The sequence below is a fragment of the Serratia sp. D1N4 genome (assembly GCF_054552755.1).
In genome coordinates, this window is record NZ_CM137274.1 from 3,687,836 (window position 1) to 3,704,917 (window position 17,082).

The 17,082-nt window shown below is 53.2% G+C and carries 17 protein-coding genes; 10 read left to right on the forward strand and 7 right to left on the reverse strand.

The genetic code is table 11. The features are described from left to right. The first annotated feature begins 32 nt into the window (after window positions 1–32). The 6 genes from ACX1CU_RS16440 to ACX1CU_RS16465 all read left to right on the forward strand — a co-directional run bounded on the left by ACX1CU_RS16440 (window position 33) and on the right by ACX1CU_RS16465 (window position 4,400). Entirely contained in the window at window positions 33–713 is a 681-nt protein-coding gene (locus tag ACX1CU_RS16440) for a pilus assembly protein (protein ID WP_459402839.1), read from the forward strand. Beyond that, window positions 682–1,356 (forward strand): fimbrial biogenesis chaperone, encoded by a 675-nt coding sequence (locus ACX1CU_RS16445; protein WP_459399343.1) that lies wholly within the window; start codon window positions 682–684, stop codon window positions 1,354–1,356. Before ACX1CU_RS16440 ends, ACX1CU_RS16445 begins: the two co-directional genes overlap by 32 nt. A gap of 15 nt (window positions 1,357–1,371) precedes the next feature. Beyond that, window positions 1,372–1,893 (forward strand): fimbrial protein, encoded by a 522-nt coding sequence (locus ACX1CU_RS16450; protein ID WP_459399344.1) that lies wholly within the window; start codon window positions 1,372–1,374, stop codon window positions 1,891–1,893. Between the two features lie 63 nt (window positions 1,894–1,956). Next, a complete protein-coding gene (locus ACX1CU_RS16455; protein WP_459399345.1) occupies window positions 1,957–3,033 on the forward strand; it encodes a hypothetical protein in 1,077 nt (358 codons plus the stop codon). Window positions 3,034–3,140: 107 nt separating this feature from the next. After that, a complete protein-coding gene (locus ACX1CU_RS16460) occupies window positions 3,141–3,824 on the forward strand; it encodes a LuxR C-terminal-related transcriptional regulator (protein ID WP_459399346.1) in 684 nt (227 codons plus the stop codon). Window positions 3,825–3,836: 12 nt separating this feature from the next. Continuing rightward, a complete protein-coding gene (locus ACX1CU_RS16465; protein WP_459399347.1) occupies window positions 3,837–4,400 on the forward strand; it encodes a GNAT family N-acetyltransferase in 564 nt (187 codons plus the stop codon). Window positions 4,401–4,596: 196 nt separating this feature from the next. Here ACX1CU_RS16465 and pbpG read toward each other — a convergent pair whose 3' ends face one another. Together pbpG and ACX1CU_RS16475 are read right to left on the reverse strand one after the other, a co-directional pair. Beyond that, window positions 4,597–5,526, reverse strand: coding sequence for a D-alanyl-D-alanine endopeptidase (gene pbpG, locus ACX1CU_RS16470; RefSeq protein WP_459399348.1), 930 nt, complete (start codon window positions 5,524–5,526; stop codon window positions 4,597–4,599). Window positions 5,527–5,811: 285 nt separating this feature from the next. Next, complete coding sequence (locus ACX1CU_RS16475; protein ID WP_459399349.1) at window positions 5,812–6,915, reverse strand: adenosylhomocysteinase; 1,104 nt, start codon at window positions 6,913–6,915, stop codon at window positions 5,812–5,814. A 78-nt stretch (window positions 6,916–6,993) separates the two neighbouring features. Between ACX1CU_RS16475 and ACX1CU_RS16480 the strand changes: the two genes are divergently transcribed. Beyond that, window positions 6,994–7,683 carry a DJ-1/PfpI family protein gene (locus tag ACX1CU_RS16480; protein ID WP_459399350.1) on the forward strand — a complete coding sequence of 230 codons (690 nt, stop codon included), beginning with the start codon at window positions 6,994–6,996 and terminating at the stop codon, window positions 7,681–7,683. A 122-nt stretch (window positions 7,684–7,805) separates the two neighbouring features. Here the strand turns inward: ACX1CU_RS16480 and ACX1CU_RS16485 are convergent, their stop codons facing one another. The 3 genes from ACX1CU_RS16485 to ACX1CU_RS16495 all read right to left on the reverse strand — a co-directional run bounded on the left by ACX1CU_RS16485 (window position 7,806) and on the right by ACX1CU_RS16495 (window position 10,576). Next, window positions 7,806–8,489, reverse strand: coding sequence for an outer membrane protein (locus tag ACX1CU_RS16485; RefSeq protein WP_459399351.1), 684 nt, complete (start codon window positions 8,487–8,489; stop codon window positions 7,806–7,808). 147 nt (window positions 8,490–8,636) lie between these two features. Beyond that, the gene (locus tag ACX1CU_RS16490) at window positions 8,637–9,257 is read right to left on the reverse strand and encodes a response regulator transcription factor (RefSeq protein WP_459399352.1); all 621 of its coding nucleotides are present in this window, start codon (window positions 9,255–9,257) and stop codon (window positions 8,637–8,639) included. Next, window positions 9,257–10,576, reverse strand: a complete 1,320-nt coding sequence (locus tag ACX1CU_RS16495) for a sensor histidine kinase (protein WP_459399353.1) — start codon at window positions 10,574–10,576, stop codon at window positions 9,257–9,259. Before ACX1CU_RS16495 ends, ACX1CU_RS16490 begins: the two co-directional genes overlap by 1 nt. A 127-nt stretch (window positions 10,577–10,703) precedes the next feature. On the opposite strand from ACX1CU_RS16495, the gene ACX1CU_RS16500 reads away from it, so the two are divergent. After that, on the forward strand, window positions 10,704–11,267 hold the full coding sequence (locus ACX1CU_RS16500) for a DedA family protein (RefSeq protein WP_459399354.1): 564 nt from the start codon (window positions 10,704–10,706) through the stop codon (window positions 11,265–11,267). Between the two features lies 1 nt (window position 11,268). On the opposite strand, the gene ACX1CU_RS16505 is transcribed toward ACX1CU_RS16500, so the two are convergent. Then, the gene (locus ACX1CU_RS16505; protein ID WP_459402840.1) at window positions 11,269–11,892 is read right to left on the reverse strand and encodes a LysE family translocator; all 624 of its coding nucleotides are present in this window, start codon (window positions 11,890–11,892) and stop codon (window positions 11,269–11,271) included. Window positions 11,893–12,312: 420 nt separating this feature from the next. On the opposite strand from ACX1CU_RS16505, the gene ACX1CU_RS16510 reads away from it, so the two are divergent. Both ACX1CU_RS16510 and ACX1CU_RS16515 read left to right on the forward strand, forming a co-directional pair. Further along, window positions 12,313–14,988, forward strand: a complete 2,676-nt coding sequence (locus tag ACX1CU_RS16510; protein WP_459399355.1) for a beta-glucosidase — start codon at window positions 12,313–12,315, stop codon at window positions 14,986–14,988. An 84-nt stretch (window positions 14,989–15,072) separates the two neighbouring features. After that, window positions 15,073–16,137 (forward strand): AraC family transcriptional regulator, encoded by a 1,065-nt coding sequence (locus ACX1CU_RS16515; protein ID WP_459399356.1) that lies wholly within the window; start codon window positions 15,073–15,075, stop codon window positions 16,135–16,137. Between the two features lie 5 nt (window positions 16,138–16,142). Here the strand turns inward: ACX1CU_RS16515 and dusC are convergent, their stop codons facing one another. Next, window positions 16,143–17,078, reverse strand: a complete 936-nt coding sequence (dusC, locus tag ACX1CU_RS16520; RefSeq protein WP_459399357.1) for a tRNA dihydrouridine(16) synthase DusC — start codon at window positions 17,076–17,078, stop codon at window positions 16,143–16,145. Between the last annotated feature and the right edge of the window lie 4 nt (window positions 17,079–17,082).

The window sequence follows — 17,082 nt, forward strand, 5'->3', positions numbered from 1 at the left end:
TGAATTGATGTGAGTAACCTATGAAACCGATGATCAAAACATGCCGTGCCCTGCTGGCGACCAGCCTGCTGGCCCTGGGCGGATTAGCGCAGGCCGATGGGCAATTAATGGTGATGCCAGCACGCAGCACCGTGGAAGGGCAACAGACTCGTACCGTGCAGGTCAGCAACCTGGGCGACAAGCCGCTGTACCTGAAGGTTGACCTGATGCGAATCGAGAATCCAGGGGAAACTCCAGAACGCAAAACGGCGATCGGCGATATCACCGTACCGGAGATGATGGCCAACCCGGCCAAACTGACGCTGGGCCCCGGCCAGAAACGGGATATCAACCTGGTGGCGCTGAAATCACCGGCCAAAGAAACATTGTACCGGCTGTATATCGTGCCAGTCTCCAGCATCAAAGTGGTTGGGAGTGAGATCAAGGACAAAATCACTGCACCCCTGACCTTCGGGGTGGCCTACGGAGTGGTGGTTCACCATCTGCCACCAGCCCAGGCTCAGAATCATGGCTGGAACCACCAATGTACCACTGGCGGACTGCAACTGACCGCCACCGGTAATGTACACACGCTGTTCAACCAGTTGCAGGCCACTCCGGCAGGTAGCCTGCCAGCAGAGCAGAAAATATTCCCCGGTACGCCACGCGTGTTCCAGGTAACCCGTTTGCAAGGAAATGCCGATGGTCAGCCTTTTGATGTGCGCTGCCCGTAAGGCACCTCTCGGGATACTGCTGTGCGCCCTGCCTTGGGGCGCGGCGCAGGCGCTGATTAATATCAACCCGAAGATTGTAGAAATGAAGGACGATCAGACGACGGTGTGGGTGACAAATACCGGGGACAAACCGGAGTTCGTCAACATCACCCTGTTCGAGGTGACCAACCCCGGTGCTCCGCCGGAAGAGGAGCAGCGGATACCGCTGGGCCTGGTCAAAGCACCGTCTCTGTATGCCGCACCGTTCAAACTGACGCTGGGGCCACGGCAGGAGAAACAGGTGCAGTTAAAAGCGCTGACTCGTCCAGATAAAGAGAAAGTGTACCGGCTGGCGGTCATGCCGCAACAGCAGGCCACCATCAGCGGAACCCACAACAACGTGATGCTGGTGGGCCTGGGATATATGGGGCTGGTGCGCCAGTTGCCGTTAACCCAGACCGCGACCTGGCGCCATGATTGCCAGGCCGACGGCCTGCACCTGGAGGCTACTGGTACGGTGCGGGTGGAGTTTCGTGAACTGATGCAGGATGGCAAAGTCGTGGATGATTTTAATGTCTACCCGGGAACGCCACGCCTACTGGCAGGCAAGAACTTGCGCGGCAAGGCACAGGACACCTCGTTCACCCTGCAATGTGACAGATAAAAAAGGATCAACACCATGAAGTTATGGCAACAGCTAATCGCAGCGGCCCTGCTGCTGTCGGGCAGCAGCGTGAATGCCGCCAACATATCGCTCAGCAGCGTACCGCTCAGCATTACCCTGACCAACCTGCCGAAAATCACGATCGAGAAACCGGGTGGCGGCTGGTACGACACATTGACGCTGAGCAACAGCGCAGGCAGCGATATCACCCGCTACCAGGCGCAGGTGCCGGTACAGGTGAGCATTCGTAATGAGCGCAACTTTATGGTCTCGCTGGTTAACCCGCTGGTGTTGACCCATGAAACCGATGCGTCGCTGACCTTCACCACCGAGCAGATCGGGTTTGGCAGCAGCGCCACCACGCTACAGGCACTGAGTGCCACACCGGTGAATTTCAGTAACCCGGCACTGGTGGGGGACACCTCAACGGGCAGTTATCTGCTGTCGGTGCTGGCCCGTCAACCGGTGGGGGTACTCGGTACGATCGCCGGGAGTTATACCGGCCAACTGGTGCTGATGTTTGAAGTGAAGGTGTAAGGCCACCTGTGGCTAATGTGTTGTGATTACTGCTTTTGCGGGAATTTAAGACATCAAGGAATCATGATGAAAATACGTTTTTTATGGTCGGCCCTATTAGGCGCAACGTTGTTGTGCGGTAGCATACAGTCGGCCATGGCTGGGACTTATTATGTTTTTCAAATGACTAACTGCTACATGACCGGTCTCGGTAACAACCAATGGAAAGTCAGTTTTAATTGGGAATCAAAGTCGCTCTCGAGCCCAAATAATCCAAATGGGGTGACTAATTATTTCATCGTAAAAATCCCGAAAATCAGTGCCGATGGAACTACCGTTGACCGCACTGCCACTGGATTTATGAACCCTATTCCTGCTCTGGATTTCACTTTTTCACAGCCCGGAGGTTTTTATGCACGCCCCCCTTCTGGGGACCAGGTTGTCGTTGGTAATCCAAACGGTACTCTTCTGATTACTACCAATGGCAATGTTTCATTTACTTTCTCCACAAATGGCAACGGCGCTTATCCAGCCGCACGTGTTTTTCCTAATTTCTCAACAACTGATGCTAGCGCAGGTAATGGATGGTACTGGTTTATACCGACCGTCACTAACGGTACCTGTGGTACCTATGGTGGAGGAGAAAAACCTCCTAGCGTAGTTCCTCCCGTTGAAGAGCTTATGCCGGTTGATCCCGATTTTAAAATGACCTCCGCCGTGTGGGAGCTCAATACGCTGGACGTCGGGGATTTACCTGATGTTTCTGCCGCAGGCACCGGTTATCCAGCCTCAATTAAAAATGCCGCCAGTAACCAGTTATGTGTGAATTATGTCACCGCCGGGATAAAGAATAAAACTTATGCGTTAAGCGTAAGCAACAGTGCCAGCACGCAAAATGGGCGTAGCCTATTTACCCTGCAAGGCCCTGGCAGCCAGCTATTTTATAATCTACAGCTAACAAGCAACGATGGCGTGACAGGTAATAACTTTAATTTCCCGACAGCAACGGCTAAATATATCAACCTGTCACAAACGGCCAGCAGCACGGCTAATCGCAGCGAGATGTGTTGGACGCCGCAGGTAAACCTGTTCAAGAATGCCTCAACCACCGCAGGTCTGCACTCTGATAATGTGGCCTTTGTTATTACACCCAAGGCATAACGCACATACCCCCAGTGACAGCGCACGCTGTCACTGGGGGTTAAAAACCGCAAACAACAATGAATGTGGCTTGAAGCAATAAAGGGATATCTTTTTAAGAGATAGATATGATCAAGAAAAAAATAATCATTCAATGCCCATGCCATTATACTCGCTTAGGTATTGAGGGCATGCTGCGTAATACGCAATTATCAGAGAAGTGCGATGTTATAGACAGCGTCAGTGAACTTAAGCAATGTGAAAAATATTTAAGGGAATTTCCTGTTGTCGATATCATGCTACTCACGCTGAGTAGCATGGTTGAGGATCCGGCCACGGCTCTGCACCTGCTCGGTGAGAGTTTACCCTTGGTGAAGCCCAATACCAGAATAGTGCTTATTGCCGATATGCTAACTGTTGAAGTAATGGCTCGCTATCTTTGTGGAATCAATAACGTTTTGGTTGTGTTGGATAAATCAAAATCGCTAGAAATTTTTGAAGATCAGTTATTGAGTGCATTTCACCCATTGACTGAACTCTACCGATTAGGTCAGATAGCGGCCCCCTCACTTTCTTTACGCGAAATGACCGTACTGCGACGTTTGTTAGAAGGGCAAAAAGGGGTAGATATTGCCAATGATCTCCTGCTCAGCAATAAGACCGTCAGCCATTATAAGCGTTCAGCCCTGATCAAATTAGGTATTCGCTCGTTACAGCCGCTTATGGTGAATAATTATCGCAAGGAAATAGTGAGTAAAAGCCAATTTACCTGGTTGCCGGGCACAGCGCATAATGTTCAAACTCCCCCTTAAACAAGGATCACTATGTCACTTGCAACCCCGCAGGCTGTACTGGTTATCGATGATGCCAGCACTGAGGATATGGCCGCCATTCAACAGATTTACGCCTATCACGTGCTGTATGGACCAGCCTCGTTCGAAGAAACCCCACCTTCGCCAGATGAAATGCTGGAGCGACGCGGCAAAGTGTTGGCGGCTGGGTTGCCATGGCTGGTAGCAAAACTGGATGGCCAGGTGGTGGGCTATTGCTATGCTACACCCTACCGGCCACGCCCTGCTTACCGCTATACGGTTGAAGATTCGGTCTATATCGCCGAAGGCATGCAAGGGCACGGCATTGGCAAGGCGCTGCTCAGCGCGCTGATTGCCCGCTGTGAGCGGGGCCCGTGGCGGCAGATGCTGGCAGTCGTGGGTAATGCCAAGGGCAATCCCGGTTCGCTGGCGCTGCATAGCAAATTGGGGTTCACCAGCGTCGGCACCCTGAGTGGCGTAGGCTTTAAATTCGGCGGCTGGCTGGATACCCACATCATGCAACGCACGCTGGGAGAAGGGACTCACACGCTTCCGGCCAGTGACGATCGGCCTTAATGGAAAATCACCTGCCGCAGCCCGGCAGGTAATAGCTTAATACCGCCCCACTTACCTATAGACAGATGGGAGTGATGCGGAACGCCGACACGCCGTGGACCCATCCCTGGGGGCTCGTATCGCGTATCTATGCGCTCAACGGTCGGCTAACCTGCATCGCTCCCACCTGTGGCACTATTAGGTGTAGTCATTTAGGTTATTCCGTCTCGTTTTTTGCCAAACGCCCGTCTTTCTGGCGGCGATAGTCACGCGCCGCCGCCGGGATTGGCGTTACCTTGCCGGTTTCAATCCAGGTACGCAGACGGTTGGCATCCGCAAAGTGGGTATATTTACCAAAAGCATCCAACACCACCAGCGACACCGAACGGTTGCCAATCATCGTGCGCATCGCCAGGCAATGCCCGGCCTGATTGGTAAAGCCGGTTTTGGTCAGTTGAATATTCCACTTCTGGTTATAGACCAAGTGGTTGGTATTGCGGAACGGCAAGGTGTAGTTAGGATCTTTGAACGTCGCCATGCGTTCGGTGGTGGTGCTCAACTGGCCGATCAGCGGATACTGCTTGGTCGCCAGCAGCAGCTTGGTGAGATCGCGTGCGGTAGACACGTTGTGAATCGATAGTCCGGTCGGTTCTACGTAATGGGTCTTCGTCATGCCCAACGATTTGGCCTTGGCATTCATCGCCTTGATAAAAGCGTTATAACCACCAGGATAATGGTGCGCCAGGCTGGCGGCAGCGCGGTTTTCCGATGACATCAGCGCCAACAGCAGCATGTCCTTGCGGCTGATCTCACTGTTCAGACGCACACGTGAATACACCCCTTTCATTTCCGGCGTCTGGCTGATATCCACCGCCAACACTTCATCCAGCGGCAAATGGGCATCCAGCATCACCATGGCCGTCATCAGCTTGGTGATCGACGCAATCGGCACCACTTCATCCGGGTTGCGTGCATAAATCACCTTATGAGTTTGCATATCCAGCACCATCGCACTGCCTGAAGCCAACTCAGGCTGGGTGGCATGCAATGCAGCAGTTTTTTCACTGGCCAGCGCGCGCGGCACCAGGCCGGTACCCACTTGCAAAGCGAGTAAAGTTAGAACCAAAACTCGGATTTTCACATGCATGTCTCTTAACGGAAAAACAGGGAAGCCCATACTCTAAATAATTCAAGTTGCAGGAAGGCAGCAAGTTCGCGAGGCCCCAGGAGCATAGATAACTATGTAACTGGGGTGAGCGAACGCAGCTAACGCACATGCGACTTGAAGTATGACGAGTATAATGCGTTGAATTATAAGTGAGGGATATGGAATTAGCACTGCGATTGTTAGTGGCTATTTGTGACAAATTCTGTCGAAGGGAAAATTGTGCAAACTGCGAGCGCACTAGCCTGTACGCCCGCAGAGCAAAAGTTACAGTGCGGGTTGCCAAGCTGCTTGCGGCAACAGATACACCCCAGCGGGCTGTTGCGCACCCGTTCCCACAATATGGCCAATCCCCGCCGCCATCACTGCCAGGGTGACATCAAAGGCATTCAGGCTATCGCCATAACCGGCTGTCAGGTTGAACATTGAGCCATTCGCCAACAGATACAGCGTTTTCTCTGCCAGTTGGTAGGCGTTAACAAACGGCAGCGGTTCGCTGCACGGCAAGGCTTGGAGGAAACCGACATCAATCTCTTCCGCCACGTGGCCCACGTTGAGGATAAATACCCCATCTTTCGCCTGCTCAAGATGTTTGGCAGACAGCACATTCTTCGCCCCGGTTGCCGTGGCAATCACGTCAGCTTGTGCCATGGCAGCAGCCAGATCGACCACCGCCCAGCCATCGTAACGCGCCTGCAAAGCCCGCGCCGGATCGATTTCTGCCACTATCACCTGCCCACCATAGGCCTTCGCGGCGGCAGCCACGCCCTGGCCCACCAGGCCGTAGCCAATCACCAGCACGCATTTTTCGTGCAGTGTTAAATGGGTAGTCTGGAAAAAGGTGTGCCAAGCGGTAAGGCCAACCATATGGCGGTTATGCAGCCCCTCTTTTACCGGCAGATCGTCCCAGTTGAAAATTGGGTAGCGCGGCGCAATGCCACCCAAACGGTTGATGCCTGAACCGGTGGCTTCCAGCCCGGCCTTGATCTGCGGGCCACTTTCCGACTGGTGCAAACGCGTGGTCAGATCGGCCCCCATTTCACACAGATGAGTCGGATTCCAGGCCAGTGCGCGATCAAAAGACGCCGACCAGTCGGCATCGCTCATATCACGCCAGGCATAGGCTTCGGCACCGTGGCGCTCCAGCCACGCCACCACATCGTCCTGAACCGTTGTTGGGTTGCAGGTGGTGAGATAAATTGCCGCTCCTTTACCCAATAACCCCGCCACCAGCGGCGCCATTTTCAAATCCAGGTGCATATTGCAAGCCAGACGCACACCGTGCAGATCCGGCAATGCCGCAACCGCCGCACGGGTGCGTGGCATATGGCGCATCGCCCAACTCAACTCACTGTCAAAATCCTGATACATTTGCTACTCCTCCACTGCGTTACACCGATGGGGCATGGCAGCTATTATCACTCAAACAAAAAAACCGAGGTGACTATTATGGCAGAAGCGTTAGTGATTGTTTTTCCAATCTATCAGGGCGTCACTCTGTTGGACTTCGCCGGTCCATACCAGTTTTTGTCCCGCTTGCCGGATACTGAAGTGATAGTGGCTTCATTGGGTGGAGAGACGGTGAGCGCCGATGGTTTGCATTTTTCTGCACTGCAACCACTCGAACAGATTGAGCGCTGCGATGTATTGTGCGTTCCCGGTGGTGGAGGCTGCACTCAAGCCATGCAGGATAAGCGCTATATGGCGCAGATTCGCCGTCTGGCGGCCGGAACGCATTATCTCACCTCGGTTTGCACCGGTTCGCTGATCCTGGCCGCCGCAGGGTTGCTCAATGGCAAGCGCGCTACCAGCCATTGGTCGATGCGTGAAAGCCTGGCACTGTTCGGTGCCATCCCCAGCAATGAGCGTGTGGTGCGTGACGGACATATCATCACCGGTGGCGGTGTCACTGCCGGTATCGATTTTGCCTTAGCGCTGATTGCCGAGCTACGCGGCGCAGACACCGCCCAGGCGATCCAGCTCGGGCTGGAATATGCCCCAGCCCCGCCGTTTAAAGGCGGCACCCCCGAATTGGCTCCTGCTGCGATTGTTCAACAGGTACAGGCCGCGATGGCAGAAAACCTGCTGAAACGGCACGCTTTGGTGGCACAAATTGCGGCCGATATAAATCACGGTTAGAAAAACACAGGGTATCGATAAGGAAGAGATAATTTCCCGCTTAGCCAAGTTGGTAAGCGGGAAATTATTATAGACACGAGGTAATAACAGACACAGCGGTAATAAATAAAGCTCAGCAGAGATTAGAACAGATAACGAGCGCCCAGCACCACTTCGCTGGAAACCAGACGGGCTTTCATTTGCTCGTCTTTTAACCCTCTAACGTTGTTGAAGTTATTGTAACCACTTTCAACGTTGCCCATATCGACGTAACGGTAGCCCAGATCGAAGTTCAGGCGTTCAATAGGCGCATAGCTGATCCCTGCGCCAAGAGAGTAAGCCAGGTTGGTTTGGGTATTGGAACCATATTGACGAGAGGTATTGCCCTGCCAGCCATCAGATTCAACTTTAGCGATACCCAAGCCAAGGGTGCCATAAATAGAGAAGTCATAACCCAGCGCATAGTCACGATAAGCGTTGAGCATCAAACGTTGTACATCCACTTTATGATGATTAAAGCTGCTGGCAAAAGTGGTAGAACCGCTGGTGTATTCGCTCTTTTTCTTGAAAACGTATTCACCTTCGGTACGCCAGCCATTACCAAACTGATAGCCTGCGGCAACGGCACCATTAAAGAAACTCTCTCTTTCATTACCGCTGACAAAACTCCCAACGCCCGGACGGCTGCTGGTATCCATATTTTTTGCCGATTGCTCAACATGCAGTAACTTCAGTGAGCCATAATAACCTTGCAAAGCATCATCAGCAAAAGCCTGGCCGGAAACAGCCGCTAAAGAAATAGCCAGTACAAGAGGTTTAATATTCATACGTTTCTCGCTTTAAAGAAAATCAATGATGATATTAAACAGCACAGTCTGGCTTATTTAACACCATCGCAATCGATTCGGTTAAAATAGCCAGCCTGGAGCGAGGAAACAATTCGGTCGATTACCTAACTTTCTAGGTATTTTTACCTAGTCCGTATTTTTAGTCAGCAGCCCACCATAAATAGTAATCAATTTAACCAAGGAGTTAATTTCCAATTTGGCAAACAGATTGGCACGATGTGCTTCTACGGTACGCGGTGAAAGGGCTAAATCATGGGCAATTTCTTTGCTGGATTTACCCGCCATAATAAGCAGGGTTATTTCATATTCACGCGCAGAAAGCGTGCTGAGTTTTTCTTTTAATTCGGCATTTTCTGCGCGTTGACTTTGCAATAGGCGCTGATGTTCCAAGGCTGCGCTCACCGTTTCGATCAGTAAATCCGCATCAATAGGCTTGGTCAGGAACTCAAAAGCGCCATTTTTAAAAGCACGACGGCACAGCTCAATATTGCCGTGGCCGGTCATAATGATCACCGGGATATCCAGCCCCTGCCGTTGCCATTCCTCCAGCAGCATCAGCCCACTTTTACCCGGCATGCGGATATCCAGCAGCAAACAGCCCGACAAGGCCTGTGGCTCCTGCATCTGTTGCTGAAAATCCAGCACACTTTCATACGCAAGGGTTCGCCAACCCATGGTGGCCAATAATGAACTGAGTGAACAACGGATGGCCTGATCGTCATCAATCAGGTAGATAAACTGCTCCATCACGCCTCCTGAGCGTTAAAAGGGAACCACAGGGTGAAACAGGCACCCTGCCCGGCAATATTCTCCGCTTTAATACTGCCGTGAAGGCGCTGAATTAACGTTTCGGCCAGCGCCATGCCCAATCCTAAACCCTCTGGCCGCGTGGTGTAAAAAGGCATAAACACCTGTTGCAGCGCCTGCTCGGAAAGCCCAGGCCCGCCGTCCGTAATCACCAGCGTAATGCCTTGCTCTGAAGCTGTTGCACCGATCGCCACCCAAGAAGACCCCGCCGCTTGGTGCTGCTGGGCCTGAATGGCATTCGTGAGGATGTTATGGAGGATTTGCTCAATCCACAGCGGCTCAGCCTGCAGGTTGGGTAAATTTTCGGGTATCCGATTGATAATTTTGACCTTCCCGGTTTGGATCTCGTTTTCCAGCAACATAGTGACACGCAACCAGATCTTACCCAGATTGACCGCTTGCAAAGCCATCTGATCATGAGTCAGTTTTTGCCGGAACTGCATCAACAACGCACTGATACGTTTTATTTGTATCACGGCCGCATCCAGCAGCGGCGGTACCTGATGTGCCTGCTGTTGATCCAGCAAGCGTAGCGCGGCCTGGTTATAGCTCAGAATCGCCGTCAAGGGTTGGTTCAGCTCATGCACAATGCCGGTGGTGATTTCCCCCATGGCATTAAGCCGGGTCAGTTCCGAGAAATGCTCACGCAAAACGGCAATATTGCGCTGGCGTTTTTGCACACGATACTGACTGATAAAATAAACGATCGCCGCCCAGCCGAGTGACGATAACAGCAACAGTAGCCAAGGTAACCGCGCCCAGTCAGGATCGCTGCTGGCGGAGAGTTCGAAAGGCTGCAAAGCGCTGGCCACCTGTTTATCCCACTGCCAATAAGCGGGTTGCCAGGCGCCGCCTAATTCGACCAGCGGCGCATTCTGCCAGCTTAGGCGAACGTGTCGAAAATAGTGGCTTTGTGGCAGCTCCGCCAATAACTCGTTGAGATCGATCAGCAACGCAAAATGCTGCGCATTGAGCCAATAAGTGCCATTACCGGCAGGCAACAGAGTATTGCTTGAAGCCGTGGGCAGCAGCGGTTTCCAGGCCAGGATCTGGGGAAACTTTTCTTGGATCACCGAAGGATCGCTGGTCACGGACAGTAATGACAGAATCGTTTCATGCTGAGAGAGCTTTACCGTGAGATCGCGATGTAAAATACGAAAATCAATTGATTGCTCTTCATATTGCTGCTGCAAGGCATAAATAACCAGCCCACTGCCTGAGAGTAAAGATAAAATCAACCAGATACAGACCTTGAGCATAATAATTCCATGTTATTCTTAAATTTATTTATTAATATCGAGCCGAGAGATTTAATACCCTATTACCCAACCAGGCCCACAGCGAACGCTTAATATCAGCCTCTGATGGCAATCAATAAGGAATAAAATGACGGAGCTGGCCCACTATATCACGCAATATGGCTACTGGGCGCTGTTCATCGGCTGCCTGCTGGAAGGGGAAACCATCACTTTACTGGGTGGTATTGCCGCACATAACGGATTTCTGCGGCTGCCGCTGGTGATTGCGGTGGTGGCGCTCGGCGGCACGCTGGGCGATCAGGTGCTCTATTTTGCCGGGCGCTACTTTGGTGGCCGGGTCATTTCACGCCTGAAGAATCAACAGCAACGTATTGAGCGTGCGCAACAGCTGATTGCCCGCCACCCGATACTGTTCGTGATCGGCGTACGTTTTATGTATGGCTTTCGCATTATCGGCCCGGTGCTGATCGGGGCCAGCAAGTTGCCACCTTCACTGTTCGTCCCGCTGAATATCCTCGGCGCGATCCTGTGGGCTACCCTCTTCGTGCTGCTGGGCTATTTTGGTGGTCAGGCCATAGGCAGCTTCGTCAGCGGTTACGACAAAAAGCTCTACAGCCTGCTGTTCTGTGCGCTGGTGATCGCCGCCATCCTGCTGCTGCGCTATTGGTGGCGGCGCAAGCGTAAGGCATAAACTATTTGTTGAACATCAATTTCAGGCCCAGCAACGCCAGAACGCTGCCGCCTATTCGATCGAACCAGGCTTTGAAACGCAGATAAATACGGCGCGGGCGCGGCGATGACAGCACAAATGCCACAAAGGCATACCATAGCAGATCGACCGCCAGGGCAATCAGCGGCAGCACGATGTACAGCACCGGTGGAATTTTATGGCTGAGCAGCGCGGCAAACACGCTGCCGAACACGATGGCGGTATTCGGGTTGCCCAGTTGAGTCAGCAACCCGGTGGTAAATGCCCGGCGAAAGCCCAACTGCGGCCCGCCAGCCGCTTCTACCGTTAATGGCTGGCTGGCACCGCGCAGCATCCTGAACGCCAGATAGATCAGATAAGCGCCACCCAGCATTTTCAGCGTGGTGTAAAGCCAAGGCAGTGCCAGCAGCAGCGACTGCAAGCCCAGCAGGGCGATCAGTGCGAAGACAAAACACCCCATCCCCATGCCTAAAGCCACTGCCATCCCATCACGGCGCGACGAGGCCACGGCGGTGCGCGCCACCAGAATAAAACTTTGCCCTGGGCTCATCGCACCCAACGTAATCGCACCGGTAATGCTCAATACTGACAACATCGTTTCGCTCATCATGTCCCTGTTCTCCACGGCATCCAGGGTTCAAATCTGCGCGCAGGTAAACACAAAATCAACGGAAAACATCGCCACGTGCATTCAGAAAAAGAACGCCGGGAAGCATTGAGGCAGTATTTTGCGATTGAATGGGCAAGATAAGCATAAGCGTTGTTGAACCCAGCAAGCCGCAAATAACCGCCTTCCTCCAACGGCTAACGCTGTAACACTCTGCCAAACAACACTTTTACTCCTTTCTATTTCCGGATCCCGCCTGTTTTATCTCCGGTGTGACCGCAGTCAAATTTAAGCCAAACTGTATTATCAAGGTAAAAAAACGTTCTTCATGGGTAATATTTTGATGCCCGAAAAATATAGATTAGGTCGTGAATACCCTAGTTTTAAACAAACCTCCCACCTGAATTCATGGAAAGAAATATGAAAAAATCAATTAACTGCATGAATCACCCGGATAAAAAAACGCTGAAACTCCTGTCTGGGCTACTCTGTTTCTCTGCATTAACCCTCGCTGGGTGCGACAACAGCTCCAGTACTTCGCAAAACGGCGATAAAATTGAGCGCTTGCTGGCGCAAATGACGCTGGAAGAGAAAACCTCGTTCCTGCACGGATTGGTTAAAGGCTTTGATATGTCGGACTTTGGTGACCCGGAAAACAAAGCCAACGTCGGCTTTATTCCTGGCGTGCCCCGGCTCAATATCCCACCATTACGGCTCACCGACGGCCCCGCAGGGGCGCGCTACACCAAAGGCTTGACCACTGCGATGCCCGCCCCTGTCTCGCTTGCCGCCAGTTTTAACCCAGAGCTTGCCAAGCAATACGGCGCGGCCATCGGCGCGGAAGCCCGCGCGATCGATCAGGATGTGCTGCTGGCCCCGATGGTCAATATCGTCAGAATTCCGGGAGGCGGCCGTAACTTTGAGACCTTCGGTGAAGACCCGCTGCTGGCCGGAGAAATGGCCAGCGCAGAGATTACCGGCATTCAGAATCAAGGAGTGATGGCCACCATTAAGCACTTCGCGGCCAACAATCAGGAAACCGATCGTATGACCATCAACACCATCGTTGATGAACGCACGATGCGCGAGATTTATCTGCCAGCCTTTGAACAGGGGGTTAACGCCGGGGTGGCTTCCTTTATGTGCTCCTACAACCGCCTGGCCATCGACGGCAAAAACAGCGATTACGCCTGCGCCAACAAGACGCTGCTGACGGATATTCTGCGCACCCAGTGGAAATACGACGGCTTTGTGATGACGGATTGGTACGCCGCCGTGCTGCCGGGGTTACAAGGCCTGGAAGCGCTGACGCCAGCCCCGCTGAGTGCCGGTCTGGATATGGAAATGCCGGGGGGCAATATGTTCGGCACCCTGCTGATTGATGCCGTACAGAATAAGGAGATGCCGGTCGCTACCGTCGATAAAGCGGTATACCGCATCCTGACCCAGATGGATAAATTCCATTTGCTGGATGGCACGCCACCGGCCAAGAAAACCATCGATCAGTTGAAAGATCAGAACAGCGTTATCGCCAAAGAAACCGCCATTGATGGCGCCGTGTTGTTGGTCAACGACAACAACGCGCTGCCGCTTCAGGCAAAAAGCATCACGTCGTTGGCGGTGATTGGCCAAACGGCCGCCAGCCTTAACTATGGCGGCGGTGGCAGTTCGCGCGTTAAGCCGCTAAATATGAAAGCACCGCTCGCCTCGATTGAGGAACGGCTTTCCAGCGGGCAGGTCAGCTATCAGCCCGGTGTTGATCTCGACGGCATCGCCATTCCGGCATCCGCACTGAGCCACGATCAGGGGCAACCAGGGCTGTTGAGGGATGATGGCAGCGTCGACAACGCGCTTGACTTCACCACCGCCAATCTCAACCCGTTGGCCCCCAACGGCAAGCAAGTGATCACCTGGTCCGGTAACCTGACGGCACCGACCACCGGCGAGTATGAGCTGAAGATTCAGGTGAAAAATGGCGGTGCCAGCCTGAAAATCGGTACCGGCGATCAGAATGGCAACCCGCAGATCGGTATTGCCAACAGCAGTTCGATTTCTTTTGCCGATATCTCGCTGATCTCCACCCGCGATGGGCTGCAATGGGCGGGTTATAAAATCCACCTTGAGGCAGGCGTGCCGCAGCCGATTACCATCACCGCCATCCCAGGCGTTGGCAGTGACTTTGCCACCGATCTGGCCGACCCGCTGAAACCCACCAGCTTCAGGCTGGCCTGGATGACCCCGGAGTTGAAACAACAGCGGTTTGACGATGCCGTTAACGCGGCCAAAAGTGCCTCAAACGTGGTGCTATTTGCCTATACCGAAGGTAACGAAGGGAAAGACCTGATTGATTCGCTCAACCTCCCCGAAGATCAGGATGCGCTGATCCAGGCGGTGGTCGAAGCCAACCCAAATACCGTGGTGGTATTGAACGTCGGTTCATCCATTGAGATGCCTTGGTTGGATGGTGCGCACAAACCTGCCGCGCTGCTGAACATGTGGTATCCCGGCCAGGAAGGGGCCGATGCTACGGCGGAGATCCTGTTTGGTCAGGCATCACCGGGTGGGCGTTTGCCAATCTCAATACCGTTCAAACTGGCAGACTATACCCCAGCCAACGAGCCGCAAAGTTTCCCTGGCGTAGACGGCACTGTGACTTACGAAGAGGGGATATTTGTTGGCTATCGCTGGTACGATCAACACAGCGTTGCCCCGCGTTTCGCGTTCGGCCATGGCTTGTCTTACACCCAATTCTCCTATAGCGAACCGACCGTGACCGCTACCGCAGACGGCTATAGCGTCAGCTTCTCGGTCACCAATACCGGGGCAGCCGCCGGTGTGGATGTTCCACAGGTTTACTTAGGTGCCCCAGCCACCCCAGCGGTGCCGATGGCGAAAAAAGCGTTGGCCGGGTTCAGTAAGGTGAAATTGGCCGCCGGGGAATCCACCAAAGTAACGATACCGATCGCAAAACGCGCGCTGTCTTATTGGGATGTCAACACCGCACAATGGCAGGTTGCTAGCGGCCAGCGCGCCGTATATCTGGGTTCATCTGCCAGCAGCGTGGAGGAGATTGCACAAATTCAGGTTGCGAAATAGGCGCTTGCTCAGCACATAACTTGATGATAAGAGTGAAATACCCTTGGGTATTTCACTCTTTGCCATGGATAGCGGAATAACAGCATGAGTAACAGCAAAACGGTTTCCAATATTGTTTCCCGATTTCTGTTTTCCTTTCTGCAACAGCATGACGTACCCGCAGCGTTGATCCACCACCGCACCGGGATCTCCCCCTATGAGCTCACCCAGTCAGATAGCCGGATTTCTGCGGCACAGCACTATCGCCTGATGATTCTGGTGGAAGAAAAGCGTGAATTCCTGTTTAACGACTATCAGCCGGATTTCGCCCTAACGGATATTTTCCGTTCCTGGGGCACCTTGTCTTCGCTGTTGACCAACAGCCGCAGCCTACGCCAAGGGGTGGCAAATTACCTGAAATACCGCGATATCATTGGGCAGACCGACCATATTCAAGTCTATGAAAATGATGAGCAACTGATGCTGGAATACCACAACAGCGGCCCGGAAATACTGAGCGCCTCGCTGGCATCGCCATTGGGCAATTTTATTATTCTGGCGGAACTCATCGGCCACTACGATCGGCAAACTTACGCTTCGATTCAGGTTACGCTGAAAGGCACCTGCTCCAATTCAAGGCAAGCTCAGCAACTGTCATCACTATTGGGTTTCAGTTGCCAGATGAATGCCGCGCGCAACACCCTCACCTTCAGCAAGCAAAATATCGACAGGCCTTATGATTTTTATAACCGCAAACTGTTCGAGACTATCCAGAAAGCCGCCGACAGCGAGATCAACACCCTTACCAGCAACGCTGCCCCACTCACTCTACAGGTGAAAAACTGCCTTAGAGCACATTACCAGAATCCAACATTGCACCAGCTCAATCCGGCCAATGAGATCACGCTGATTTGCCAAAAGATGTCGATGCCGCGCTGGACGCTGCAACGCAAGTTGCAGCATGAAGGCCAGAACTTTACCGAGTTGGCACAGCAAACCAAAATGGAAGAGGCTTGCCGCCTGCTGCAACAGCGTAGCCTGACCCTCAGCGATATCAGCGAACTGCTCGGCTTTTCATCTCAGGCCGCATTCAGCCGCTTCTTCCGTAATAAAATGAACGTTTCGCCGCTGCGCTACCGCAATGGGTGCGCCGTTTATGATCAAGGGTAAACCGCTCAGTTCGCCCGGTTAATTGCCCGCGCGATGTCACCTGAGGTTTTAAGCGCACGGATCTCAGCAAATAATTCGCTGGCCTCCTGATACTCTTTGCGTAGATAGCCCAGCCACTGTTTGATACGCGCCACGTGATACAAACCGGTATCGCCCTGCTTTTCCAGATGAACGTATTTTTGCAGCAACTGCACCACCTGCGGCCACGGCATGCGCGGCTCGTTGTATTTCACCATCCGGCTCAGGTTAGGCAGGTTCAGCGCACCGCGCCCCAGCATCACCGCATCACAGCCGGTTATCTGCATACAATCCTGCGCACTCTGGTAATCCCAGATTTCACCGTTGGCGATCACCGGAATAGACAGCCGCTGGCGGATCTCACCGATAGCGGGCCAGTTGATGCGATCGGCCTGATAACCATCCTCTTTGGTACGCCCATGCACCGCCAGTTCGGTGGCTCCGGCCTGTTGCACCGCGTCAGCGATTTCAAAGCTACGGCTGTTCGAATCCCACCCCAAGCGCACTTTGACCGAAACCGGTAAATGGGCGGGCACCGCAGCGCGCATCGCTTTGGCCCCTTGGTAAATCAGTTCAGGATCTTTCAGCAAGGTGGCACCGCCGCCGCTGCCGTTGACATGCTTTGAAGGGCAACCACAGTTCAGATCGACACCGTACGAACCCAGCTCTACGGCGCGAGCGGCATTTTCCGCCAGCCATTGTGGGTATTGGCCGAGCAGTTGCACACGAACCAGCGTACCCGAAGGCGTGCGGCTGGCATGTTCAAGCTCGGGGCAGAGGCGATAGAAGGATTTTGCGGGCAACAGTTGATCGACCACGCGCAGAAATTCGGTGATGCAGAGATCGTAATCGTTCACCTCGGTGAGCAATTCCCGCACCAGAGAGTCGAGAACCCCCTCCATCGGAGCTAAAAATACTTTCATTTTA